Source organism: Nostoc sp. PA-18-2419, assembly GCF_005869855.1.
Lineage (GTDB): Bacteria > Cyanobacteriota > Cyanobacteriia > Cyanobacteriales > Nostocaceae > Nostoc.
In genome coordinates this window covers 62,188-88,424 of sequence record NZ_SZNH01000011.1, presented here as the reverse complement: position 1 = coordinate 88,424, position 26,237 = coordinate 62,188, and the positions used below count along the sequence as shown (strand labels likewise).

The 26,237-nt window shown below is 40.2% G+C and carries 26 protein-coding genes; 12 read left to right on the top strand and 14 right to left on the bottom strand.

Annotation, left to right across the window (positions count from 1 at the left end; genetic code table 11):
- Positions 1 to 41: 41 nt before the first annotated feature.
- Together FCR06_RS13755 and FCR06_RS13750 are read right to left on the bottom strand one after the other, a co-directional pair.
- Positions 42 to 1,226, bottom strand: coding sequence for an anion transporter (locus FCR06_RS13755; protein WP_138500521.1), 1,185 nt, complete (start codon positions 1,224 to 1,226; stop codon positions 42 to 44).
- Between the two features lie 207 nt (positions 1,227 to 1,433).
- On the bottom strand, positions 1,434 to 2,699 hold the full coding sequence (locus FCR06_RS13750; RefSeq protein ID WP_138500519.1) for an MFS transporter: 1,266 nt from the start codon (positions 2,697 to 2,699) through the stop codon (positions 1,434 to 1,436).
- Between the two features lie 702 nt (positions 2,700 to 3,401).
- On the opposite strand from FCR06_RS13750, the gene kdpA reads away from it, so the two are divergent.
- The 9 genes from kdpA (at position 3,402) to FCR06_RS13705 (ending at position 12,717) form a co-directional block, all read left to right on the top strand.
- Complete coding sequence (kdpA, locus tag FCR06_RS13745) at positions 3,402 to 5,087, top strand: potassium-transporting ATPase subunit KdpA (protein ID WP_138500517.1); 1,686 nt, start codon at positions 3,402 to 3,404, stop codon at positions 5,085 to 5,087.
- Positions 5,088 to 5,182: 95 nt separating this feature from the next.
- Positions 5,183 to 7,288 (top strand): potassium-transporting ATPase subunit KdpB, encoded by a 2,106-nt coding sequence (gene kdpB / locus FCR06_RS13740; RefSeq protein ID WP_138500515.1) that lies wholly within the window; start codon positions 5,183 to 5,185, stop codon positions 7,286 to 7,288.
- Positions 7,289 to 7,775: 487 nt separating this feature from the next.
- Complete coding sequence (kdpC, locus tag FCR06_RS13735) at positions 7,776 to 8,378, top strand: K(+)-transporting ATPase subunit C (protein ID WP_138500513.1); 603 nt, start codon at positions 7,776 to 7,778, stop codon at positions 8,376 to 8,378.
- A 204-nt stretch (positions 8,379 to 8,582) separates the two neighbouring features.
- Positions 8,583 to 9,068, top strand: coding sequence for a tetratricopeptide repeat protein (locus FCR06_RS13730; RefSeq protein WP_138500511.1), 486 nt, complete (start codon positions 8,583 to 8,585; stop codon positions 9,066 to 9,068).
- A 426-nt stretch (positions 9,069 to 9,494) separates the two neighbouring features.
- Positions 9,495 to 9,866: a VOC family protein gene (locus FCR06_RS13725; RefSeq protein ID WP_138500509.1), complete on the top strand. Its 372-nt coding sequence runs from the start codon at positions 9,495 to 9,497 to the stop codon at positions 9,864 to 9,866.
- Between the two features lie 455 nt (positions 9,867 to 10,321).
- Positions 10,322 to 10,915: a glutathione S-transferase family protein gene (locus FCR06_RS13720; protein ID WP_138500507.1), complete on the top strand. Its 594-nt coding sequence runs from the start codon at positions 10,322 to 10,324 to the stop codon at positions 10,913 to 10,915.
- 77 nt (positions 10,916 to 10,992) lie between these two features.
- Positions 10,993 to 11,664 (top strand): HAD family hydrolase, encoded by a 672-nt coding sequence (locus FCR06_RS13715; RefSeq protein WP_138500505.1) that lies wholly within the window; start codon positions 10,993 to 10,995, stop codon positions 11,662 to 11,664.
- Positions 11,648 to 12,136, top strand: a complete 489-nt coding sequence (locus tag FCR06_RS13710) for a GNAT family N-acetyltransferase (protein ID WP_138500503.1) — start codon at positions 11,648 to 11,650, stop codon at positions 12,134 to 12,136. Before FCR06_RS13715 ends, FCR06_RS13710 begins: the two co-directional genes overlap by 17 nt.
- A gap of 20 nt (positions 12,137 to 12,156) precedes the next feature.
- On the top strand, positions 12,157 to 12,717 hold the full coding sequence (locus FCR06_RS13705; protein ID WP_138500501.1) for an NUDIX hydrolase: 561 nt from the start codon (positions 12,157 to 12,159) through the stop codon (positions 12,715 to 12,717).
- 286 nt (positions 12,718 to 13,003) lie between these two features.
- Here the strand turns inward: FCR06_RS13705 and FCR06_RS13700 are convergent, their stop codons facing one another.
- Positions 13,004 to 14,035, bottom strand: coding sequence for an Mrp/NBP35 family ATP-binding protein (locus FCR06_RS13700; protein WP_138500499.1), 1,032 nt, complete (start codon positions 14,033 to 14,035; stop codon positions 13,004 to 13,006).
- Positions 14,036 to 14,152: 117 nt separating this feature from the next.
- On the opposite strand from FCR06_RS13700, the gene FCR06_RS13695 reads away from it, so the two are divergent.
- Positions 14,153 to 14,665: a 2'-5' RNA ligase family protein gene (locus FCR06_RS13695; RefSeq protein WP_138500497.1), complete on the top strand. Its 513-nt coding sequence runs from the start codon at positions 14,153 to 14,155 to the stop codon at positions 14,663 to 14,665.
- Positions 14,666 to 14,701: 36 nt separating this feature from the next.
- Here the strand turns inward: FCR06_RS13695 and FCR06_RS13690 are convergent, their stop codons facing one another.
- From FCR06_RS13690 to FCR06_RS13640, 11 genes are all read right to left on the bottom strand, one after another.
- Positions 14,702 to 15,664, bottom strand: coding sequence for a HEAT repeat domain-containing protein (locus FCR06_RS13690; RefSeq protein WP_138500495.1), 963 nt, complete (start codon positions 15,662 to 15,664; stop codon positions 14,702 to 14,704).
- 45 nt (positions 15,665 to 15,709) lie between these two features.
- Entirely contained in the window at positions 15,710 to 15,937 is a 228-nt protein-coding gene (locus tag FCR06_RS13685; RefSeq protein WP_012408944.1) for a ferredoxin family protein, read from the bottom strand.
- A gap of 37 nt (positions 15,938 to 15,974) precedes the next feature.
- The gene (locus FCR06_RS13680) at positions 15,975 to 16,439 is read right to left on the bottom strand and encodes a GNAT family N-acetyltransferase (protein ID WP_138500493.1); all 465 of its coding nucleotides are present in this window, start codon (positions 16,437 to 16,439) and stop codon (positions 15,975 to 15,977) included.
- A 19-nt stretch (positions 16,440 to 16,458) separates the two neighbouring features.
- Positions 16,459 to 17,241, bottom strand: a complete 783-nt coding sequence (locus FCR06_RS13675) for a class I SAM-dependent methyltransferase (protein ID WP_138500491.1) — start codon at positions 17,239 to 17,241, stop codon at positions 16,459 to 16,461.
- Positions 17,242 to 17,254: 13 nt separating this feature from the next.
- Positions 17,255 to 18,964, bottom strand: a complete 1,710-nt coding sequence (locus FCR06_RS13670; protein ID WP_138500490.1) for a fumarate reductase/succinate dehydrogenase flavoprotein subunit — start codon at positions 18,962 to 18,964, stop codon at positions 17,255 to 17,257.
- Between the two features lie 13 nt (positions 18,965 to 18,977).
- Positions 18,978 to 20,018 carry a sulfonate ABC transporter substrate-binding protein gene (locus FCR06_RS13665; RefSeq protein WP_223280134.1) on the bottom strand — a complete coding sequence of 347 codons (1,041 nt, stop codon included), beginning with the start codon at positions 20,016 to 20,018 and terminating at the stop codon, positions 18,978 to 18,980.
- A gap of 505 nt (positions 20,019 to 20,523) precedes the next feature.
- Positions 20,524 to 20,883, bottom strand: coding sequence for a DOPA 4,5-dioxygenase family protein (locus FCR06_RS13660; RefSeq protein ID WP_138500486.1), 360 nt, complete (start codon positions 20,881 to 20,883; stop codon positions 20,524 to 20,526).
- A gap of 100 nt (positions 20,884 to 20,983) precedes the next feature.
- Positions 20,984 to 21,166 (bottom strand): hypothetical protein, encoded by a 183-nt coding sequence (locus FCR06_RS32615; protein ID WP_189523415.1) that lies wholly within the window; start codon positions 21,164 to 21,166, stop codon positions 20,984 to 20,986.
- Between the two features lie 219 nt (positions 21,167 to 21,385).
- Positions 21,386 to 21,727: a 4Fe-4S binding protein gene (locus FCR06_RS13650; protein ID WP_138500484.1), complete on the bottom strand. Its 342-nt coding sequence runs from the start codon at positions 21,725 to 21,727 to the stop codon at positions 21,386 to 21,388.
- Positions 21,728 to 21,740: 13 nt separating this feature from the next.
- A complete protein-coding gene (locus FCR06_RS13645; protein ID WP_138500482.1) occupies positions 21,741 to 23,375 on the bottom strand; it encodes an FAD-binding protein in 1,635 nt (544 codons plus the stop codon).
- A 329-nt stretch (positions 23,376 to 23,704) separates the two neighbouring features.
- Complete coding sequence (locus FCR06_RS13640) at positions 23,705 to 24,760, bottom strand: LLM class flavin-dependent oxidoreductase (RefSeq protein WP_138500480.1); 1,056 nt, start codon at positions 24,758 to 24,760, stop codon at positions 23,705 to 23,707.
- 188 nt (positions 24,761 to 24,948) lie between these two features.
- On the opposite strand from FCR06_RS13640, the gene FCR06_RS13635 reads away from it, so the two are divergent.
- Together FCR06_RS13635 and FCR06_RS32610 are read left to right on the top strand one after the other, a co-directional pair.
- Entirely contained in the window at positions 24,949 to 26,034 is a 1,086-nt protein-coding gene (locus FCR06_RS13635; protein ID WP_138500478.1) for an LLM class flavin-dependent oxidoreductase, read from the top strand.
- A 5-nt stretch (positions 26,035 to 26,039) separates the two neighbouring features.
- Positions 26,040 to 26,204 carry a hypothetical protein gene (locus tag FCR06_RS32610; protein ID WP_189523414.1) on the top strand — a complete coding sequence of 55 codons (165 nt, stop codon included), beginning with the start codon at positions 26,040 to 26,042 and terminating at the stop codon, positions 26,202 to 26,204.
- Positions 26,205 to 26,237 lie beyond the last annotated feature (33 nt).

Here is a 26,237-nt window from a genome sequence, read left to right as displayed (position 1 = left end):
GTTTGATTCTTGACAAATGACAAATGACCAATGACAAATAACTAAATCCAAAAATAAGCCAGGATAAGAGTCACGACAGTTAGCGGTAGACCAAAACGTAGATGTTCCCAGAATGACAATTGATAACCAAGTTTTGCAACAGCCTCAGCAACAATTAAATTGGCAACTGAACCTAACAAAGTTAAATTACCAGCTAAAGTAGATCCTGCTGCTAATAGTAACCAGGTATTCGTGTCTGGATGAGGAATTAAATGTTGTAATAACAATACTGCTGGAACATTAGAAACTAAATTTGAAAGCAGAGCAGTAATTCCTAATATGCTCAAGGGGTTATAAACTAAACCGCTAAATAAATTCAATATTCCTAATTTTTCTACTCCAGCAGTCACAACAAATAGTCCAGAAAACATCACCAGTAAATCCCAATCTACTTTATTTAAAACTCGTTGCGGTTTGATTCGCCTAGTAATGAACAGTAAACCAGCAGCTACAAGTGTTGCTTGGGCTGGAGGTATCCCAATTAAAAATGCAATTAATAATCCTCCTGTTATTACTAGGCTTTTAGTAAGCAACGGTTTAAATATGCGGTAACGCACGGGGGTTACACTCGGACAAGACTTAGTAGAACGAACCTCAGGATAAAGCCACCACAATAACCCAATTTGGATTAACAAACTTACTAATGCAATGGGAGTCAATGCTTTCGCAAAATCGAGATAGCTGATACCAGAGAAGGAACCAATCAGAATATTTTGTGGATTGCCACTTAAGGTAGCTACTGAGCCTAGATTAGTTGCTCCCGCCAAGGCAAGTAAGTAAGGAATCGGATTGAGGTTCAAAGTTTGGGTTAAACCAAGAACTAAAGGAGTCAAAATTAGAGCTATGGTATCATTCAGAAAAAAAGCGGAGAGAATTCCACTGCCGAAAGTTAAAACAATTAGCAAACCTAAAGGGCTGCGGGTGAAGTGTGTAACTGTATCAAGGGTTAGTTGAAAAAAACCAGCGTAAGCTAAATTTGTGCTGATTACCATCATGCCAAACAGGAAAATCAGCGTTTTATAGTCTATCGCTTGCCATGCTTCTTTGAGGTCTAATACCCCAAATGCCATCAGCAAAGATGCACCAACTAAAGCAATACTGGCTCGGTTCATCCGCAAACCAGGTATATATCCTAAACCCAAACCGATATAAGTCAATCCAATGATGATGTATCTCAAAACAATCATGATTTTGCTAAATGCTTTTGATTAAGTAGTCATTAGTCATTAGTCATTGGTCATTTGTCATTGGATTTTAGTGCATACCTCGCCCCTTGTGGGTGGAAAAACTTTGTCTTTCATGGGGCTAATTCAAACCATGTTAAAGAGTGGGCGGGTTTATTTTGGACTAATGACTAATAACTAATGACTAATGACTAATAATTAATGACTGCCCTAAGCGGTTTGATGTGATGCTTTTCTATTAATTCCTGTTTTTGTTTCAGGTACACAGAACCAAAAAACTGCTAAAGCCACAACTGCGATCGCTGCTAAAATCAAAAAACCAACATTGTAACCAGCACTTTTAACCACAAACCCAGCTAACACGTTGCTCAAACCCGCACCAACGCCAATGGCAGTGTTAAGCATCCCTTGGGTAAGATTAAAGCGTCCCGTACCTTTAGTCAAATCAGCTACCATCAACACGGCAAGCACACCAAAAATCCCGCCTGCAATACCATCCAGAATTTGTACAGAAACGAGAAAATAGGGATTGTCCGAAAACGTATACAGCACTCCTCGAATCGGTAAAACGGCAAAGCCCAGCAAAAATATGGGTTTTCGGGCTGTATGTGCAAAACGCCCAGCCAAGTTAGACACTGGAATCATGACTAACTGAGCGACAATGATACAAGCAGACATATAAACTGTGTCACTTGTCCCTTTACCCTGTGCCAATTCTTGACCAACTAGCGGTAACATAGCAGCATTGGCAAAGTGAAACAGAACGACTGCAATAGTAAAGAATAAGATTTTGCGATCGCTTAATAATTGCAATATGCCTTCAGATGGCTGCTGATGTTTTTCATTATCCTCCTCTTGGCCTTCTTCGCCCTCTTCACCATCTCCACGCGCTAATTCGTGGTCAATCTCTCTTTCACGAATCATCCTCACCGAAATAATACTGCCCACAGCCATAGCTGCAACTAGGAAAAATATTGCCTTGCGTGCAATAAAGTAACCTACTAAACCAGCGAGAGTAGCAGCTAGCAGATTTCCTGTATGGTTAAATGTTTCATTACGACCTACCCGCCTATCTAATCTCTCATGTCCTACGAGTCCCAGAGTAATAGCAGTAATTGCAGGTGGGAAAATTGCAGCAGCAATCCCAATCATAATCTGAGAACCGAGGACAACAGGCAAATTGGGGAACAAGCCCATAGCAATAGAGCCGATAGAAACAAATACAGCCGCCAGTACAATCAACATCCGTTTTTGACGTAGCCTGTCAATCAATGCACCAGCTGGTGTTTGAGCAATAACTGTGGCAATTGACGAAGCTGACATCGCCAATCCAATCTGGGCAGGGTTCCAATTTGCTGAAGCTTTTAGGTAAATACTCAGATATGGGCCAACACCATCGCGCACATCTGCGAGAAATATATTTAAGTAATCAAGCGATCGCAAACTCTTCTTACTCGGTCTTCGCTGTTGTTGCATAAGTCTTTAGTGATATTTTGTGAGCAATGGAGAGGTCACAATACTCTTGTGCAAAAATCGTGCCAAATCAATGGCGTCCGGCTACATCTAGCGAAAAACCCTCTTTGTGCTGGATACAACTTACACAAGTAATAGCCGAAACTCTGATTTTCAATTAACGTGAGTTCGACAGACCTCTCCCTCTCAGCCTCCCTCGCCTTTTAGGAGAGGGAGGAGTAACGAGAAAATAGGGTTTTTGCTCCAATACGGTTCAGTTAAGGCTCAAAAGCTGATGAATGACTTTAAATTTCGAAGCTTCGACTCGTTGTCCAGTACCTCTGTGTTTTGGCCTTTTAGAACGAAACTTTGATACAGTTTTTTTTACAACCCTGGGATTAGTACGGTGAATGCGTTCAGCTAATAATAGACCTCTTGCAAAAGTCTTTCTCCCCGTTCTCTTCTGGAGCGCCTCTGCGTGAGACAAAAAATATTTATCCAAGAGGTCTAATGTCTTCGCTAAATTGAAAAATACCTCGATTGGTGGCTTAGTTTCGTTTCCTTAACCCAACTGCCAGAAAATGGCAAAGATATTGAAAATATAAAATTCTTTGATTCAAAATGGTATGAGATATTGCCAAGTCACTAGAAATGAAATATACCAACAGTTAATCTGTTATTTTTAAGAATTGGCTTGCTAGCACTTAAGTTTATATAGAGCATAAAATGGGACAAGGTTTTTTACAAATCGGCTTAACGCTGTGTATCGTTGTAGCAATTACTCCGATATTTGGAAGATACATGGCGCGTGTCTTCATGGGAGAAAGAACACTGCTTGATTTCTTGATCAACCCGATAGAGCGAAGTATATACGTACTAGCGGGTGTCCGTAAAAAAGATGATATGACGGGGTGGCAATATATCCGGGCTGTACTCTGCACTAATTTGATTATGGGAGTTACAGTATATTTACTGTTATATTTTCAAAGATTCTTACCCTGGAATCCTAACGGCTTAGGTGTGATTAGTTGGGATGTATTGTTGCACACAACGATTTCATTTTTAACGAATACCGATCAGCAACATTATGCTGGTGAGACAACTTTAAGTTATTTTAGTCAGGTGGCGGCTTTAGGCTTTTTGATGTTTACCTCCGCAGCCACCGGCTTAGCAGTGGGAATTGCTTTTATTCGGGGATTGACGGGTAAACGACTAGGTAACTTTTACGTCGATCTTACCCGTGCGATCGCGCGCATATTGCTACCAATTTCAATCATTAGTGCGATCGCCTTGGTTGTAGTAGGTGTACCGCAAACATTAGCTGGGACTATGGATGTGACAACCTTGGAGGGAGGAACCCAGTATATTGCTAGAGGCCCGGTAGCATCCTTTGAAGCAATCAAAATGTTGGGTGAGAATGGCGGCGGCTTTTTTGGTGCTAATTCTGCCCATCCCTTTGAAAATCCTAATGGCGCTTCTAATTTAATCGAAATGATCACCATGATTTCCATCCCAGCAGCCTTAATTTACACTTATGGCGTGTTTGCCAACAACATCAAACAAGCGTGGTTACTTTTCTGGATGGTGTTTGTAATTTTTGTAGTTCTGGTTGGAGTCACAGCCGTGGGAGAACTACAAGGTAATCCCGTAGTTAACAGATCCTTTGGATTAGAACAACCAAATTTAGAGGGTAAAGAAGTGCGATTTGGTTGGGCACAAACGGCATTTTGGGCAGTTATGACCACCGCCACCATGTGTGGTGCTGTCAACGGGATGCACGATTCCTTAATGTCGCAAGGAATATTTTCGACTCTGTTCAATATGTTTATTCAAATTATCTGGGGCGGTCAAGGAACTGGCACAGCTTACTTATTCATTTACTTAATTCTCACTGTTTTTCTAACTGGGCTAATGGTGGGACGTACCCCAGAGTTCTTAGGACGCAAAATTGAAAAACGGGAAATCGTCCTTGCCAGCGTAGTGTTGTTAGTTCACCCAATTGTAGTTTTGATTCCCAGCGCGATCGCCTTAGCTTATCCAATTTCCCTAGCAGGAATTAGCAATCCTGGCTATCACGGCATTTCCCAAGTAGTTTATGAATATGCCTCAGCCGGGGCAAATAATGGTTCTGGCTTAGAAGGATTGAAAGATAACACCTTATGGTGGAACTTGAGTACTTTAGTTAGCTTGATAGTAGGACGCTACATTCCGATGTTTGCCATCCTGCTGTTAGCTGACGGAATGTCTCGCAAACAACAAGTACAAGAAACCCCTGGTACTCTAAGAACTGATTCTTTGATATTCACCGGGATTGCTGCTGGAGTAACACTAATTTTAGGAGTGTTGACTTTCTTTCCCGTTCTCGCTTTAGGCCCTATAGCCGAGGGTTTACAACTAGCCTCTGGCAGCTAGAAAAGTTATCTGTTGACGGTTAACAGTCAACAGTTATCAATTATCAGTCATCTTCTAACTTTTAACTTTTAACTCCTAACTCCTAACTTGACTTTATGAATAAAGGGGCACCTACCTCCAAAGCTAGACGTCCAAGTTCTCGTCCTGGCGATCGCCGCCAAGCACGTAAAAAAGCGAGGGTAAATACCAAGTTATTGTACTTCAGGGCAGCTCGAGATGCTTTTGTGAAGCTCAACCCTAAGTATGCAATCAAAAATCCGGTGATGTTTTTGGTTTGGGTGGGAACGATTGTTACTCTATTGGTAACCATTGATCCCAACTTATTTGGCCCAGTCACTCAAAAGAAACCACAACTGTTTAATGCTTTGTTATCAGGAATTTTATTTTTTACAGTTTGGTTTGCCAATTTTGCTGAAGCCGTAGCTGAAGGACGGGGAAAAGCTCAAGCCGATGCCTTGCGGTCTACAAAATCAGAGACGATCGCCAAAAAACTCGCTACCGATGGCACAATTAATGAAGTTTCATCTACCAGCCTCAAACAAGGTGATAACATTTACGTAGTTGCTGGCGATATTATACCTGCTGATGGCGAGGTAATCATGGGTGTCGCCTCGGTGGATGAATCGGCAATTACTGGAGAATCTGCACCAGTATTAAAAGAATCAGGCTCCGATGTTGCCAGTTCTGTCACTGGTGGGACGCGGATTATCTCAGACGAATTAATTATCCGCATTACATCTGACCCAGGTAAAGGTTTTATTGACAGGATGATTGCCTTGGTAGAAGGGGCAGAACGCAGCAAAACACCTAATGAAATTGCCTTGACAGTGTTGCTAGCAGTTCTCAGCTTAATATTTTTGTTTGTTGTGGCGACTTTGCCCGCACTTGCCTATTATGTTGATAATCCAGTTAGCGTCCCAATTTTGATTGCCCTATTAGTAGCATTGATTCCTACCACCATCGGCGGGTTACTGAGTACTATTGGTATTGCTGGTATGGATCGAGTTGCCCAATTTAACGTTATTGCTACCTCAGGACGAGCCGTAGAAGCTTCTGGCGATGTTAACACTTTAGTTCTCGATAAAACAGGTACAATTACCCTTGGTAATCGGTTGGCAGAAGAATTTATCCCAATCAACGGTCATACTATACTGGAAATTGCCAGTGTTGCTTGGGCAGCTAGTGTTTTTGATGATACACCAGAAGGAAAATCGATTCTCCGCTTGGCAGAAAAGTTAGGCGCACGCTTTGATTTTGATTCCAGTCAGGCACAAGGGGTAGATTTTTCTGCCAAAACACGCATGAGCGGTACAAACTTACCCGGTGGACATGAGGCCAGGAAGGGAGCAGTAGGAGCCATTAAAGGATTTGTCCGTTCTCGCAACAGCGAAGATACTCCAGAACTGGATGCAGCTGATGAACGAGTTTCTCAGCTGGGAGGTACACCCTTAGCAGTTAGCCTCGATCACGAAATCTACGGGATTATTTATCTTAAAGATATTGTCAAACCTGGTATCCGCGATCGCTTTCTTGCACTGCGACGTATGGGAGTCCGTACCGTGATGCTAACGGGGGATAACCGAATTACAGCTTCCGTGATTGCTAGAGAAGCCGGAGTGGATGACTTCATCGCCGAAGCCACACCAGAAGACAAAATCAGTGTGATTCAAAAAGAACAAGCAGCAGGCAAATTAGTTGCGATGACAGGGGACGGAACTAACGATGCTCCAGCATTAGCTCAAGCTAACGTCGGCGTCGCTATGAATACAGGAACCCAAGCTGCAAAAGAAGCGGCTAACATGGTGGATTTGGACTCCGATCCCACAAAATTAATTGATATTGTTAGCATTGGCAAACAATTGCTGATTACTCGCGGTGCATTGACTACATTTTCCATCGCTAATGATATTGCTAAATACTTTGCGATTATTCCAGCAGTATTTGCTGCTGCTAACCTGCAAAGCCTGAATATTATGAATTTAACTAGCCCTAATTCTGCTGTATTATCAGCACTGATTTACAACGCTTTGATTATTCCAGCTTTGATTCCTTTGGCATTGAAAGGTGTACAGTTTAGACCCTTGACAGCTAATCAGCTATTGCAACGCAATATCTTAATTTATGGGTTAGGTGGGTTGATTGCGCCGTTTATTGTCATTAAGTTGATAGATATGCTGATTACAGTTGTAGGCTTAGCTTAATAACAGCAAAAATACACATACTACAAGATAAACACCTGTTACCAAGGTAAGATAATAGACATTTTTGCCTATTGAGAGGGGGAAAAAATGTCAATAACTCTTGATACAGCTAAACACGGGTTTAATCGTGTTATCAACTTGGAAATTGTTTAATCTAATGGCAGCGAGCTATTAGATTAAACCTGCTCCACTTCGTGACGTTGCGCGAAGGCTAAGGTTGGGCTATCTCGTAGAAAACAAGATGAATAACACTCTCTTATAACTTTGAGATCATAGTTCGATGACTTATGCAAAAGTAATGCTTGCAGGATATCCTTTGTTTGGTAGTAATGCGATAAACAACATTTACCACTCGCTATTTTTAGTCTGCTGTGGTTGAATGTGGTAGTTATCCCAAATATTCATGCTGTTGACAGCATCCTATCTTGGAAAATAGTTAAAAATTAAAAATTAAAAATTAGTTTTAGGAGTAGGTGGAAAATTTATTATGGCTATTATTCGAGAAACAATCAGAGCAATTTTTATGACTCTAATGCTTTGGTTGTTAACTGCGATCGTTTATCCTCTGATAATCCTTGTAGTGGGTCAAGTTTTTTTGCCCTACCAAGCTAACGGCAGTATCATGCGAAACTTAAATAATGAACCAATTGGTTCAGCTTTGATTGGTCAAGTCTTTACATCTGAGCGATATTTCTCTCCTCGTCCCAGTACTGTTAGATATAGCCAAGGTAAAAAAGCAAGACCAACTGGGATATCTGGAGCCAGCAATCTGGCTCCTAGCAATCCAGAACTCCTCAACCGGATTATAGAGCAGGCAAATGAATTGCGAGACGATAATCTTCAACCAATCGCTGATATTATTTACACCTCTGGTTCTGGGTTAGACCCGCATATTTCTATTAAAGGAGCACGCCAGCAATTGGAGCGAGTCGCTCGTGCCCGTGGAGTCAAAGAAGATGAAATTTTACGTTTAATTAATAAGTATACTGATGAAAGATTTTTATGGATTTTTGGTGAGCCTGGTGTCAACGTCCTGCGATTAAATTATGCTCTTGACCTGCAAGATATTAATCGTCAGCAAAATCAGTAATCACAGTATAAGCTAGCCGATGCTATGGGTAGTTCTGACGTTTTAGGTTTTGGCTTAAATGGCGATCGCTGCTGTGACAATCGCCACGCCACGCACTCATTTGAATCAATTCACCCGATGTCTGGAAAGAACCTAGGTACGAGGGACTGAACCGTATCTATTTCAGAATGGGCAAAGCGAGATTTCAAATAGGAAGTTTAAGTGATGTCGGAACCATCAGAAAATATCATTGAGATGTTTCAACAAGCGATCGCGCTTCAGGACGCAGGAAAGTTTAGCGAAGCAGTGATCTGCTATGACAACGTGCTTGCAATCGATCCGCGCCATGTGGAAAGTTGGATCAACAAAGGATTGGCACTCTGGAGACTAGATAACTACGAGGCAGCTTTAGAGTCTTACAACTGTGCGCTGGAGTTGAAACCAAGAAATGCGATTGCATGGATGAATAAAGGAAATGCGTTGAGCAGCCTTGGTCAGCCAGAGGAAGCGCTTTGGTGTTATGATCAAGCGCTAGAAATAGATCCACTGATGTCTAGAGCTTGGTATAACAAAGGCGATGAACTGGGTAGAAGGAGTCGGGTAATCGAAGCCAAAGCCTGTTTTGAGAATGCTTATAATCTCGGATTATTGGAGGCGCAGGAAATGATCGCAAGGTGTGAGCAAATTCTGATGAATGAATGGTACGGGTAATTAGCTATGACTACAAACCACTGATAGCAGTCAAGTTAGTTAATATAAAAAACTTACCTGATTATTTCATTCTATATTAGATATTGCTGTATGAGTGATATCTTCATCTAGCTGCGGAAAATTATAACTATCATAGAGAACTTTCATATATTCCTCCCTTTTTAAGGGGGGTTAGGGGGGACCTAGGTTTCAGACTTGAGTGCGTAAGTCGTGATATTTTTAAAGTGCTATTGCTTATTGACAAATAGTATCAAATCTTCAACTCTGATGAATGGCTGTTGATTATGAGTGTAGAGACTTAAGCGTGGCTTTTCGAGTGATATTGCGTGATTAAACTACTATTAATCGATTGACTTACAGTAGATTATCTATTAAAAAGGTTTATAATAGCTGTATTGTAAAAGTACCTAATTAGCACAACAGAATATGACATTGAACAATACCTTTGGTGAATATAGTTTTGTCACTAAAGTAGACGTTACTAATCTCGAAGCTAGCGTCGAATGGTATAAATCCAAGCTTGGATTAGTTGCTGAAGAACAATATGACACGCCTAGCTGGAGACAGTTTAGTTWTCCTGATATTCCACGTTTTGCAATTGGATTGAACTTAAGTAACTCAGTTAACACAGGTAGTACTGTTAGTACCTTTGTTGTAAAAGATATAGTTGCTGCTCGTCAAAGCCTTATTGAAAAAGGAGTAGAAGTTGAGCCAATTACAGATGTCGGTCACGGAGTGCAATTGTCTATCTTCAGAGATATTGATGGAAACTTGTTAGGGCTTCGGCAAAATTCGTAATCTTAACCAGCTTGCTGCACAAATCGAGTTATTGGCAGCAACATGAGATCAGTTGCTGCCTAATTCTCAAATTTGTATATAAGGGAATAGAATTAATATCTGTATCCCTAATAACTCTACCTTACCTCAGTTTTGCCCACCGTACTTAAGCTGGTAAGGATTGTTGAGTTCTCTGTAGGCATTAATTATTACCCTAACTGCTGCTTTCTCCTCTCCAACTCCTGAACTCGATTCAGCAAGTGCTTGGGAATGTGAGAATGTTCTTTGATAAATTGAGAGTGCGATCGCCTCATTGCCTGCTACCTACATCATTCAGCCATAGCTCTACATCGACATTCCACTAACGCTACGAGAGGCAAATCAAGCTTTTTGTGCAAGAGGTCTGAAGAATATTTGGCGGCATCGATTCTCTTTTTTAGAGTAAATGATTATAAAAATGACGAGCGCAGTTTTCGATGAAACTCTTTTACACACCTAACTCTCCCTATGCACGCATTGCTAGGGTAACTGCATTAGAACTTGGTCTGTGCGATCGCATCGCTATGCAGAAAGTCACTGTACGAGATCCGGACAGCGAACTACTCAACTACAATCCAACAGGTAAAGTTCCAACCCTAGCGACTGACGACGGATTTATCTTAAGCGAAACGCGGATAATATGCGTTTATCTTAATCAGTTAAATCCTGAAATAAAACTAGTTGCTGACATTTCTGATGGCTTTTTACAGCAACTTGAAGGTACAGCTGGTGGATTCATAGATGGTATTGCTGTCTGGGTACGGGAGTTACGGCGTTCTTCAAGTGAGCAATCATCAGGGGTAATCAAGTTAGAGCGATCGCGTGCTTTAAGAATCTTGGACTACTTTGAGAAGATTTCTGATAAATTCGACCAAACTCCTATGCTTGCTCATATCACCATCGCATCAGCGCTAGGATTAGAGAGTCGTCTGCCTGAACTGCAATGGCGACTAAGCTACCCCAAACTTGCACAATGGTATGATGAATTTTCTAGGCAACCTTCCTTGCAAGCGACGAAACCAGACTCCTAAAAATAATTAGTAATTCGTAGTTAAGATTTCAATTGCGAGTTATTTATTGTTGGAATAATAATTGTGAATTATGAATTATGTCTGCCTCCACTATTCTGTTTGATTTAGATGGGACATTGACAGATCCCAAGCCTGGTATTACTCGCTGCATTCAGTTTGCTTTATCTGAACTAGGTTATAGACCACCCGATGCTGATAAATTACATTGGTGTATTGGCCCTCCAATCCAAGACAGTTTTTCGCTGCTACTGAAGACTTCAGATAACAAAGTTTTAGAACAAGCCATTTCACTTTATCGCAGTCGCTTTGCTACGATAGGATTATTTGAAAATTCTCTTTATCCCAAGATTTCAGAAACCTTAGACGCTATTCGTTTTGCTGGTCATAAAACTTTTGTTGCGACTTCTAAACCACATATTTATGCTACGCAGATTATTCAACATTTTGGCTTGTCATCGCTTTTTGATGGGGTTTATGGGAGTGAACTTGATGGCACACGGACTGTAAAAAGTGAGTTAATTAATCACATCTTAGTCACAGAAAATCTTTCGTCTTCTGATGTGGTTATGGTAGGCGATCGCTTGCACGATATGATCGGAGCTAAACATAATAGTATTACTGCAATTGGTGTCACCTATGGTTACGGAACTGAGGAAGAGTTAAAGAGCTACGGTGCTGATTTAATTGCCCATACTCCAGATGAGATTCCCAAATTGCTTGCGGTGAGTAAAAATGAATTTCACTATTAGAAAAGTAAAAGAATCAGATGCACAAGCGATTTTTCACATTATCAGAGAATTAGGTTGGTTTGCATGGGTGAATTCAACCTCCCAGGAAACAAGTGTTGCCCAAATTCAGCAGCAAATTATTCAGTGTTATCAAAATAATAGCCATTCTATTTATATAGCGGAAAATTCTGAAAATGATGTAGTAGGATATGTTGCAGTTCATTGGCTACCTTGTCCGTTTCTCCCCAAACTCCAAGGTTATATTTCTGAGTTATTTATCCAAAAAGCGGCTCGTGGTTTTGGTATTGGTAAAACTTTGTTAGCAACCATTATATCGGAGGCAAAAATCCGAGAATGTTCAGTACTCATGTTGGTGAACCACAAAGAGCGAGAATCTTATCAAAGAGAATTTTACCGTAAACAGGGTTGGGTCGAACGTGAAACAGTTGCTAACTTTATCTATCCATTAAATGCGCGATCGCATTCTCACTAATAAACCAAGGATTCAGTAAAGTGGATTCATTTGATTGGAATGTATTAAACTCTAAATATGTCGTCAAAGATAGATGGATATCAGTAAGAGCTGATACTTGTCAAATGCCTAATGGCAAAATCGTTGAGCCTTATTATGTTCTGGAATATCCAACATGGGTAAATGTTGTAGCTTTAACCAAAAATCAGGAAGTTGTCTTAGTCAAACAATATCGCCACGGTCTACAAAAAACATTTTTAGAATTGCCTTGTGGTTCTGTAGAAGCAGAAGATATCTCCCCAATTTTGGCAGCGAAACGCGAGCTATTAGAAGAAACAGGTTACACTAGCGATAATTTTATTGAAACTGGCGTATTATCAGCTAATCCAGCTAATCATAATAATCTCACTCATTGTTTTTTAACCACAAATGTAGAAAAAGTAGCTGATTTAAATCTTGATGATACGGAACAGATTGATTTAGTGTTATTGCCTTTAGAAGAAACTATAAAAATAATTGAAAGTGGAATTTTCTTGCAAGCATTACATATTAGCTCCTTATTTTTAGCTTTAAAAAAGCTTGGTAGATTGCAACTACATTAATCAATTTACTTGAGAATATCCATCAGGTGGTAAATCGTCCCATGATTACTCGCTAAACAAACTCAAAAGACTTAATAAATATCATCTTGAATAAGTATGTTTACTTATAGGAGAATTAAGAATATTTATAAAATTTCTATCTGATTAACTATTGATGATCAAGCCAAAAGTATCTATACAGATGTACAACGGATTTATTTGCATCCATTAGTTCCAAATGAAATTCCTATCTATGGCTATATCTACGATGTCAAAATAGGGCAATTGATTGAAGTTTTTGAAACTACTAAACTTGGTCAACCTGCGTAGTTTTATCGTATAACGTAAAAGTAGTATTTAATGAAGTAGCAATTTGTGTAAAAATCTCTTTTACTGGTGAAGCACATTCGCTGATTGCAATCGGATTTCCAGTATCACTACCGCTACAAATGCGGGAATCAATAGGAATTTGTCCTAACAGAGGCGCTTGTAATTCTGTAGCGAGTTGTTCGCCGCCACCACTACCAAAAATCGGTGTGCGTGAACCACAATCACCACAGATTAAATAACTCATATTTTCAATAATCCCAAGGACAGGAACGCCCACTTGGCGAAACATATATATGTTACGTCGTACATCTGCAACAGCCACTTGTTGAGGAGTTGTCACTAAAATGACTCCACAAATTGGGCTTTCTTGGATAATTGTAATTTGAGCATCACCTGTACCCGGAGGTAAATCTATCAATAAATAATCTAATTCCCCCCATTCCACATCTTGCAAAAATTGCGTGATAATTTTATGCAATACAGGCCCTCGCCATGCCAAAGGACGATTTGCTTCTGCAAGTAAACCTACTGACATTACTTTTATTCCCTGAACTTCTAGAGGTAAAAACTTATCACCTGTGGGAGTATTTATTACTTGAATATCAGCTTGTCCTAAACCCAACATCTGGGGAACATTGGGGCCATAAACATCAGCATCTAATAATCCTACTTTTGCACCTTGTAATTTTAAAGCTGCGGCAATATTAACGGCTGTTGTGGATTTGCCCACACCACCTTTACCACTAGAAACTGCAAGAGTTGTTTTAACACCAGGAATTGTACAAATTTGAATATAAGTTTTTTTACACCAAGATAGAGATGATAGTTTAGATTGAATTTCTGGCTGTAATTGGTGTTGATGAGAGCCAATATATAAACGTAAGTAAATATAGTCATCAACTATACGTAAATTTCGTACCATTCCCAAACTAATGATGTCATTTTTTAAAATAGGTTCGATAATTTGTTTGAGTAATTGCACGACTTCTTGCTGATGCACTGTAGTCATATCTTGTGGATGTTATAAAGAATATTTCTGTGCCTGATGTTAGTGTAAGCTTTGTCTTCGACACGCTAGGCGTAAATAATTTTTAATTTGCTGTATAACCTTTAATAATTTATAAGTATGTCTTACGCACTCGTACATTACCCTAATATTAACACAGAGAATATCAATCAAATAAGGCAGAAATATGACCCACAATTTGATTTAATTGAACCACATATTACGCTTGTATTTCCCATAATCAAGTCTATTAATGAAATAAATCTCATTATTCATATTGATAGTATCTTGAATAAATGGAAAACATTTCCTATTTGTCTCAAAGGATTACAAAAATCATGGGATGAGTATATGTTTTTAATGGTTGAAGAAGGAAAAGTAGATGTGATAAAACTACACAACGAACTATATACAGGTATATTATCTGAATATTTCAGAGATAATTTACCATTGGTTCCTCATTTAACGTTAGGAAGATTTACAAAACATACAGATAACTTTTCGCAAGTGTTAGAAGAAGTACAAAATTTAGATTTAAATTATCGTTGTTTTGTCGATAAAGTTCACTTGATAAATATTGTTGATAAGCAGAGGTCAATAATTTGGAGTAAGGAATTTTTACTGCGAAATTAGTAAAGCTTTAATCGTGTTAATATTTATCCTAGTTATTTACTGCTTCCTCAAGACTTTTTTATCTGTTTGAATCTTCTGAATTGCCCGTTGCGCTTGGATAGACACTTCTTTGTCAGGGTCATCTAAGGCTTGTTTAAGGGCATTAATAACATCAGGATGAGCTAAATTCCCAAGAGCAATTACTGCTTCCTTGCGGACATCTGCATATTCATCTGTTAATGCTTGAATTAATCTCGGTATAACTTGAATATCAGGGATTATTTGCAAAGCTTGTGCTACTGATTTGCGTACTTGCCAATGTTCATCATTTAAAGCTATTTCTAATGCTGAAATTGCTTGCTGATTTTCATGAATAGTTAGAGATTTAGCTGCATTACGGCGAACTTGCCAATCGCTATCATTCATAAGTGCTTGAGCAAGTATTGTAATTACTTGTGTATCTTGTAGATGTCCTAAAGTTAAAGCAGTAGCACGACGAACAAGTGTTGAGTCATCAAATATTAAATCCAAAGCTTGGGGACATTTCTCTATTTGATTGATATATCGCAATGTGGTAATTGCTGCTTCTCTTAACTCAGGATTATTTGATTTTAAAAATGGTAAGATATAGGGTAAAGATTGAATATCATGGATTTTTCGCAACAGTACTAAGACATTTAACTGAGTATTTATATCATCACCCTGAAGTTTATCTAATAACAGTAATAAATCATCCTGGGTAACTAACTCGTTTAAAGCTGATGCAGCTTCAGTGCGAATATCTATATCTGCGGAACTGAGACATTCGATTAAAGCAGGAATAGCTAAAGAATTAGCAATCTCCCAAAGAGCTGATATAGCTATTTTTTGAACAGCAATATCTTCATCTTGTAAAGCGATAATTAGTGCATCTACTGTTTCTTCTTCGCCAAGGTGTTGTAATGTTTTGACAGCTACTAAGCGGTCATTTATATCAGGCGATCGCAGCATTTCTAGCCAGTATTTGATGTCATTGTTCATTATGTTTACCACAGATGCACAGACTCATAGAGAATAAGAGAAGAACTATCGCAACAAAAAGGGAATTTGTACGGTAATTGCATTTGTTGGACATTCTTTTTCACAAGGCAGACAAAACCAACATTCATCATATTTCATATATGCTTTGCCTGTTTCTGGATTTTTTGCCAACACATCAAGAGGACAAACTTCAATACAAGCTGTGCATTTCTCCAAACATTTTGATTCATCAACGATTACAGGAACATCTATTCTTTGATTGATTAAAGCCATAAAACTAATTCATTATTTTTTATAAAAATGTATATTTTTACGAAACTAATTGTTTTTGAAAAGCTAAAGACTGTTTTATATTGGTATAGCCAACTTTTTCATAAAATAAATGCGCTTCTTTGCGTCTAAGACTAGAACGTAATATAACACCTTCGCATCCAGTCAGATAAGCCCATTGTTCAATCTGTTGCATTAAAATACGTCCAATTCCAATACGACGATAATTTTTATCAACAACTAACCCCAAAAGAATCGCTTGAGTTGGAATAATTAATAAATCACTAATATAAGCGTGCGCCCAACCAATTACATATTGATTTGCTAAAGTTGCAGCATACACAATATGAGCATTGTTATCTTCAATTTTAGCAAGTCGCTGCTCTATTTGTTGATTTGTAACGTAATATTCAATTTGCTCGCAAAGATTAGCAATTCGTTCTGCATCTTTAATATTAGCTTGTCTGATTTTAATGTGTTCAGATTCAGTAACTTTATTTATCATAGCTTAAAATTATAATTGTTTAATTATCTAGCCTTGCACTGATAAAGCGATAACCTAAATCAATTTCTGTCAAATTGCAAATATTACCATACTTATTTACCCATTCATCAGTACTTAAATCTGCTGCCAATAAATGTAATCCTTTATTTAGTAAATCTTGATTTGCTAGTGTAAAAGATGATATTCCCGCACGTACTTCTGGTTTGAGATATAATTTTGGTCGTCTCCACCCTGCTGCTGCGAATAAATCAGATAAATCATATGGTAACAAAAGGGGTATAGCTTCAACACGCCTTCGAGTATTACTCTGAATTAGATTAATCTGTTCGTTAAGCGGTAAAAATTGTAAGGCATCTTCCCACAAAAATGGGAAGTAATCATAAAGCCATATTTTCTGAGCCAATCTAATATCAAAAGTTAGCAAAACTATTGTCCCATCTCTAATAATTCGCTGCATTTCTTGAAATGCTTTTTCGAGATGAGTAAAGTGATGAATTGCCAGGGTACTTACAATACCATCAACAGACTTATCTGGAAAAGGTAAATTTTCTGCATAGCTAGTAAACCATTTAACTTGGGGATGTTGTACTGCTTGTTTTTGCATCACTACAGAAGGTTCAACAGCATGAACAAAAAATCCTTGGTTAGCTAGGGCTAGGCTATAACTACCAGTACCAGCACCAATATCAGCGATAATGCTACCTTTGGGTAAATTGAGTAAATCAATTAATCTATTGACAATGCGAATATCAGCAATGCGAGTTTTGGAATATTGTTGACCAATTGAATTATAGATAGGCATTCTTTTAAAGATTTTATCTCACAGCTACATTGTACGATTCCTTGACTGTATCTACTTCCACAATATAAGAATCTACAGGACGCTTAAACAATGTCATTTCTCCTAATTCATCTTTCTTTAAGTTGACATGACAGAACCATTCATCATCATTTTTTTCTGGATAATCTAAGCGGTAATGATAAAGTCCCCAACGAGTTTCTTGACGATATAATGAGGCTCTGGCTGCCATTTCTGCACAGTCACGAATAAAATGCACTTCTATACAACGCATTAATTCGTGGGGGTCACGCGCACCCATTACATCTAATGTTTGTCGGTATTGAAGAAAATGTTTCAAACCAATCTCTATCTTGTTACCTGATTTTGGTGGTTGCAAATAATCATTAACTAAGCGTCTGAGTTTATATTCAACCTGTGTATGAGGTACACCGTTGGTGCGAGTTAAAGGTGCGTAAATTCTGGCTTTTTCAGTTTCTAAAAAGTCTGTATCTGGTTCTAAAAAATCCAAATCTTGAATATATTCAATGGCATGAGTTCCGGCTATGCGACCGAAAACAAATGCCCCAATCATATAATTATGGGGAACGCTGGCCATGTCTCCGGCTGCATACAAACCGGGGACTGTTGTTTGAGCATTTTCATTTACCCACACACCAGAGGCACTATGACCGCTACATAACCCAATTTCGGAAATGTGCATCTCTACGCCGTGGGTGCGGTAATCTTCATTTCTGCCTTGATGAAAGCGTTCTCTACTTGGTCGTTCATTCGCCCAAAGTATGGATTCAATTTCCGCAATTGTATCTTCATCAAGATGAGTCATTTTGAGTTGGACTGGCCCTTTACCAGAATTCAATTCTTTCCAGATTTCCAACATCATTTGACCACTCCAATAGTCACAACTAATGAAGCGATTTCCTTCGGCGTTAGCAGTATGAGCGCCAAAAGGCCCAGCAACATAAGCACAGGCAGGGCCGTTGTAATCTTTGATTAAAGGATTAATTTGAAAGCATTCAATATTGCTGAGTTCTGCGCCTGCATGATAAGCCATTGAATAGCCATCTCCGGCATTGGTAGGATTTTCATAAGTGCCGTAGAGATAGCCAGAAGTTGGTAGTCCTAGTCTGCCACAAGCACCTGTACACAAAATGACTGCTTTGGCTTGAATGACTATATAATTGCCGTTTCTCACATCAAATCCCACTGCACCAATAGCACGTCCTTCTTTGACTAACACGCGGGTTGCCATGACGCGATTTGTAACTTTGACTTTGTGGCGTTTAACTTGGCGGGTGAGAATGGTTTTCAGGTCTTTACCTTCTGGCATGGGTAAGACATATTTACCTACGCGATGGACTTGTTTTAAGTCATAGTTGCCTTGGGCATCTTTTTGAAATTTTACACCCCAGCTTTCTAATTCTTGGATAACCTCGTAACCTAATTTACCTGTTTGATATACGGCTTTTTGGTTGAGAATGCCATCGTTAGCTAGGGTGACTTCGCGCACATATTGTTCTGGCGTAGAATGGCCAGGAATGATTGCGGTATTCACTCCGTCCATACCCATTGCGATCGCACCACTCCGTCGGATGTTAGCCTTTTCTAAAATCAGCACCTCTGCATCGGGATTCGCTTGTTTGGCTTTAATAGCTGCCATTGTCCCGGCTGTACCGCCACCAATCACAAGCACATCTGTTTTCATCCACTGGGTATCGATATTCATATTCTTCTACCTTCTATTGATTGCCTTTCCAAACGATTTCACTAACATTGATAGATTTCGGTATTAGCTTGATTTTGTAAAAGGTATCAGCAATCTCTTGCTGTTTACGAATCACTTCCTCTGTTAGCGGTAGTACGCCATAGTCTCGTCGTTTTTCGGCAACTTCTAGCACCCCAACATCAATACCCAATTGTGGTGAGAGAAATTTAGCAACTTCTGTGGGATTATTTTTTGCCCAGTTGTTTCTTTTTTTGACTTCATCAAGCACTGTTTTTAAAGCATCAGGATACTTGTCAACAAAAGATTTAGCAGCCAGATAGTAACCGCGATTGGGTGCTAACCCAGTTGCATCTGTCAAAGTGCGTGCGCCTGTAGCAGCTTGCGCCGCCGATAAATAAGGATCCCAAATTGCCCAAGCATCAATATTATTACCCTCAAAAGCCGCACGAGCATCAGGAGGTTGGAGAAAAGCTGGTTTAATATCCTTATAATCTACTCTTCCCTTTTCTAAAACTTTTACCAATAAGTAGTTAGTATTTGAACCTTTAGCAACACCAATTCGTTTACCCTTAAGGTCTGCAAGAGTTTTAATAGATGAACTTTTCGGCACAAGAATTGCTTCTGCTTTGGAACCCCAAGGATCGTAAGCAACATAAACCAAGGGATTACCCGCAGCCTGGGCAAAGATTGGCGGTGATTCGCCAGTGTAGCCAAAATCAATACTCCCTGCGTTCATTGCCTCTAACATTGGCGGCCCAGAAGGAAATTCAGCCCATGTTACTGAAGCGCCATTAGCAGTAAAAGCTTTCTCCAAATCTTTTTGCACTCTCATAGTGTTGAGAATAGTTGCTGCTTTTTGATAGCCAATCCGAATCACAACATCTTGATTTGTGGCGCTTTGATTTGCTGCCTGCGTTGCGACAGAATTACTTGTGTTATTGGAAGAACACGCAGATATCACAAGAGTCAAACTTAACCCGTAGACAAAAAATAAGGCAAATTTGTCAATTCTCCATATTCTATGCTTGTGAATAAAGCTGTTGACAATCTTCATTAGTTGATTTGATAAATACTTGGTCAACATATGTATATTCAGACTATAAGTATATTTAAATTACTATAAATTGAGCAACTTACCGTATTTTAATATAGAATGTTGACATAGCTCGGCTGCAAAAGCAAGATCCAAAAAAGATATCTACAGGGAAAACACTAAATCTGACTATTGATTTGGATGAATATCTGTTGGTGTAATTGCTATTGATAATGTACTGTTGTCTGGAAGAGTGAGTCAGCCCGAAAAGAAGACTCGGCTACTGTGGCTATTCGTGAGTTTTACAGTAAGCTATCTCAAGACGATCGCATAGACATGAGTTTGATTACGATGGCTTCTGTTTCAAAGACGCTACCGCGTAGCTTGCTTCCCCGATAGGAGAAGGAGAAGTGGTACGGGGGGCTTCTCTTCTCTACCAGACGCTACGCGTAGCTTGCTTCTGAAAAGGAGTACACCTACGCCGATGAGCTGAGTATTAACACGCAAGCGCTAGGATAATTCTTAATTAAGAGGCGTTGGGTTTGATTCGTTGTAGGAAGTTGATGTTTAAATCTAGCTTATTGCCTAACCACAAAGCATGTGCTGTATGATCTGTGACATCATCTCCGGTTTCTGGGTGAACGAGAATATCTAAGTCTTCACGGTTAAGCATTAACCAGGGAACAACTTGCGTAAATTGATTGGATGCGAAGGCAACTTGATACATAGATTTAGGATGTGGACCAATGGGCTGATCGTGCCAGCGCCCAAGCTTTACTTCAAATTTAGCTCCCAATCCTTCACGAATATGGGCAGCCATCTCACGAGTTTCGGTATCATAGTAGACATGAGCATGAAAACCAGTGATGATGCTATTTTCTTTCATAGCTTTATCTAGATGATTTTGTATTATCTCAATAAATATTGTCTTAAAAAAGCGTTGACCTCATCATTTATTTATAGAGATTATCTTTTAACTTTTTAACTTACCTTTCTTGCTGAGTTGGTCTAATGAGAATTTCATTGACATCAACATGGGGTGGCTGAGTTACAGTATGAGCGATCGCTTTATTTTTACTTTCTGACTCAGCTTGTGCAATTACCTGACTTTTCACGTCATGTGGAAAAAGGGACAGGGTATGGGGTATGGGGTATGGTAAGACTTTCATGATTTACCCTACACCCTACCCCCTATCCTAGCATCGACGAGGGTCTTAAGACTTCCCGTGAAAAGTCAGGTGCAATTACTGGGACAAAAATTTTGGTTGATAGTAGTACTACTCCTAGTGTTTGATATTTGAAGGTCAGAAAAAAGGCGATCGCATTTTTCAAACCACCTCTCGATTGTGCTGAAAATAAATTGCGATCGCCTCTTAAGCCTATTGAAATTAAGTTTGATAAGGGCGTGGTAGTTGACGTAGTTGATGAGCAGTATCTAATTCACTATTGTTTTTTCTGCCATATCCCCAGCCTAATATCTGGCGATATTCACCCATAATGCCACTTTCAATTAACTCATCCTCATTGACTGCAATATCAGTATGAGATTGGGGGGCAACATAGAGCGCATCCGCAGGACAATACGCCTCACACATGAAACAAGTTTGACAGTCTTCCTTGCGAGCAATTACGGGTGGTTGATTGGGAACTGCATCAAAGACATTAGTAGGACAAACTTGGACGCACACATTGCAATTAATACAGAGTTTATGGCTGACAAGCTCAATCATGATATTGCTCCTGCTACAACTTTGATACAACGGGTGTGGTTTGAGTGGTTTGTACTGGTGCTATGGGAGCATCCGTAATCCAATCCCGCCTCACCCATAGCTTATCTAAGCCGCCTGTGGCTTGATAATAACGCTGATTAGAATCGGTCTGGGGATAGTCGATACGAATATGTTCGCTGCGGGTTTCTCTGCGATGTAAAGCACTAAAATATGCCCATCGTGCAACAGCAGTTAGAGCAGCCGCGCGACGAGAAAATTCTATATCGCGCACACTATCTTGTTTTGGATTCCCTTGTACCTGCTGCCACAGAGTTTCTAATTTGGCGAGGGAATCGAGAAGTTTTTGCTCAGAACGCAAGTAATTCTTCTCCAACGGGAACATCTCGGCTTGGACACCGCGCACAATCGCCTCACTATCGAAGGTTTCAGATGCGGGGGAGTTTGAACGCAATCCTACTTGACCAGTCGCATATGCAACCCGTTCATTTGCACGTGCGCCTAAACTCTTGGCAAACCCAGCCGCCCCAACTCCTGCCCATTGTCCTGTAGAGATTGCCCAGGCAGCATTAGGGCCGCCACCACCAGAAGCTAACCCGGCTAAAAACTCCCGCGATGCTGCATCACCAGCTGCGTAAAGTCCAGGAACTTTTGTCGCACAACTATCATTTACAATCCGAATCCCGCCTGTACCCCGGACTGTACCTTCTAAAAGCAGTGTTACAGGTACTCGTTCTGTATAGGGATCGATCCCAGCTTTTTTATATGGTAGAAAAGCGATGAAATGAGACTTTTCAATTACTGCCTTAACTTCAGGTGTGGCTTTATCTAAACGAGCATAAACGGAGCCTTTCATTAGGGCATTGGGGAGAAACCCAGGATCGCGGCGACCATTGATATAACCACCAAGATCATTACCTCCTTCATCGGTGTAACTAGCCCAGCCAAAGGGAACACCCCGCGTCACTGTGGCATTAAAAGCGGTCGAAATTGCATAGTGATTAGAAGCTTCCATACTGGAGAGTTCGCCGCCAGCTTCCACTGCCATCAGCAGTCCATCACCTGTATTAGTATTGCAACCTAATACTTTACTTAAGAACGCACAACCACCATTTGCTAAGACGACTGCACCAGCACGAATAGTATAAGTACGATGATGTTGTCTCTGTACACCTGTTGCTCCTGCCACTGAGCCATCGTCAGCCAATAAAAGCTCTAAAGCCGGACTTTGGTCGAGAATCTGCACACCAGAACGCAAGAGGTTTTTGCGAAGTACCCGCATATATTCTGGGCCATAATAACTCTGACGCACAGATTCCCCATTTTCTTTGGGAAAACGATAGCCCCATTTTTCTACTAAGGGTAAACTCAGCCAAGTTTTTTCGATGACACGCTCAATCCAACGTAAGTTAGCAAGGTCTTTTCCGACGCGATAACGCTCCGATAAAACTTTGTCCCAATTCTCTGGAGAAGGAGCCATGATGCCATTACCACTGGCCGCAGCTGCACCGCTTGTACCCAGAAAACCTTTATCAGCAATAATGACTTTGACACCTTGGGATGCAGCTGCCCATGCTGCCCACGCAGCAGCAGGGCCACCACCAATTACCAGCACATCAGCACTTAGTTGTAGTTCATTTTCTGTTAGCAATTCTTTTCCTCCTGTTTGGCAGTCAGCTTCATAACTTTGCTACTGTGAGCAGCCTCTACAGGCAAAAATCTATTTGCCTGCATTTTCTCTGCTAGTAATTCGTCATCAGTGCCATCTTTGACAATCAGCTAGTATCCTGGTGTGTTTTGCTGATCTGTTTTTTGTCTATATAGATAGAGTTTGCATAATACAAAGAGTGTATACAGCAATTAACAATTAGTATGATAATCTAATTATTAGTTTTTCTAACAAAAATAGTGCGAGTTAATTTTCTATCTGATTGAAACTGCCGTAGAGCTTTCCATTGTCAGAGTGTATTCGCTCAAAAACTAAGCAACTTTGTGTAAATGTTGTACACGAGGCATAACTTCTTGGGCAAAACGTGTCATCTCCTGTAGGAAAGGATTGAATTGCAGCATGAAAGTATCGATACCTGCATCAATGAAAGCTGCGATGCGAGTGGCTACAGTATCATAACTGCCAACTAATCCTGCGGCTGTGCCACCATTGCCGCCAACAGCCGGATTTTTGGCGAAAAGTTGGAACATAACGGCTTCTTTGTCAACTCCTTTGGCAACACTTAATTTATATTGTTCTTCCAGCTTTTGCAGTGCCATGAGTCGTTCTAGTTCTGCTTGTGCTTCTTCGTCTGTGGGACGGGCAATGACAAAGGCTGATAGACCGAAGCGGACTGGTTGAGGTAGAAAGCGCGATCGCTCCAAAACTCGTTTAATTACTTTGCGGACATCTTCAATCGGTTGACCGTTGATGAAATAAACATCAGCTTGTTGGGTCGCTAAAATCTGCGCTGGTTCAGATGCTCCTCCCAAGTAGATGCGGGGATAGGGTTGAGCAACAGCAAAGGGTCGAAGGCTCAAATCTTCGATTTTGAAGTATTCACCCTCGAAGTTCACTTTCTCGCTACTCCACAAAGCTCTCACGATCTGCAACCACTCACCAGAGTAGTGATAACGTTCATCGTGGGGTGGGAAAGGGATATTAATACGCTCCATTTCTGGGCGAAACCAAGCACTGATAAGGTTGATGGCAAAACGTCCCTGACTAATGGCATCAATTCCCAAGGCCATCTTGGCTAAAACGGCCGGATGAAACAATAAAGGTTTAATTGCAGCGATAATCTCTATTTTTTCTGTAGCTTCAGCCAACGCCGCACAAGCTGTCCAAGTTTCTAATTGGTCTAACTCTAAACTGCGGGGGTTGGCAAGGTGCTGTGCTACTAAAGTTGTGACATATCCTAAACGTTCTGCTTCTAATACTAGCGATCGCGTGCGCTCGTAACTAGCATCAATCGGTTCATCTGGCGTATTGAGAGGGCCAAAGTTACCGCCCACAGGCAACCAAATACCGTAGCGTGGTTCTGACATTTTTACCTCCAATTGAAACTGCCTTTTGCTGTAACCCCTTGTTTTTTATGCTCATTTGTGCAAATCTCATATTTAAATACTACGGTAAATTGACTGATTTAAAGTAGTAAATAAACGAATTGCCCAATAAGTTAAACATTTACTGCTAAACATCCTATTAGTGCCTATGACAAAGGTTCTGGAAAGCTATGTCTGAGCCACGTTACGGGATTTGGATTCCCGTTTACGGTAACTGCGGCGTCATGAACCATCCTCTTGAGGCTCGTGATGCTAGTTACTCACGAGCCAAGAATTTAATTCAGTTGGCCCAAAGGTGTGGATTTAACACGACTTTAATTGCACAACACATCATCAATCCCAGGAACCAAGAACTTGATCAGCTAGAAACTTGGACAGCAGCAGCAGCCCTGGCTGAAGCAACAAAATCCATCGAGATTATTGCAGCTGTCAAGCCTTTACTTTTCCATCCAGCCGTCTTAGCAAAGATGGCTTTAGGTATTGATGCGATTAGCGGTGGACGTTTTGCTATTAACCTAGTCAGTGCTTGGTTCAAGCCAGAAATGGAAAAAACAGGGATAAATTTTTTTCCTCACGATGAGCGTTATCGCTATTCAGATGAATGGATTAACGTCGTAAAAGCCCTATGGAGTGGAGAAAAAGTCAATTTCCACGGTAATTATTTTCAAATCAACGATTTGCAGTTTAATCCCCCACCTATAGCCAAACCACATCCGCGCGTATATGTGGGAGGAGAGTCAGAAGCAGCCCAACAACTAGCCGTAAAACAAGCGCATACATTTTTCCTCAACGGTCGTCCGATTGAAGCTATCCGGGAAACTATTGCTCAAATTGCTAAAAAAACTCAGTTTCGCTCTCAACCTTTGGGCTTTGCTATGTCAGCTTTTGTGATTGCTCGACCCACAGACGAAGAGGCAGAAGCGGAATATCAAAACTTGAGAGCAATGGTATTAGCACGAGACGATCGCTCGGAACTACTCAAAGGCGTAGATTCGGAAGTAGTTATGTTTAAAAATATGGCTAAGTACCCCGGTGTGGGAAGCAATGGCGGTACAGCAGCAGGATTGGTAGGTAGCTATGAAACTGTAGCCCATCGGATTGCTGAGTTTACCAAAGTAGGAGTTGATACTTTCATGCTGCAATTCCAGCCTTTTGCCACAGAAATGGAGCGTTTTGCTGCGGAAATTATACCAAGAGTGCAACCGTTAACAGTAGATAGTGAAGCCATAGCTAATTTGAAGGTATGGCGCTGTTGAATATTGTGAAAGCGCAAGTAAATTTAGAAAAGCCCTTACAGCCCTTGGGTATTTCTGTGACCATTATACAAGAGCTAAAAAAGGCTGCTACTTGGTCTAAAGATAACTATCAAAATTCAGCCAGTCAGTTTCACATGAAATTAGAAAATAAAAAGTCACCCAAGCTTTGAAATATTTACAAAAAGCAGAGTTTGAAGTAGAAG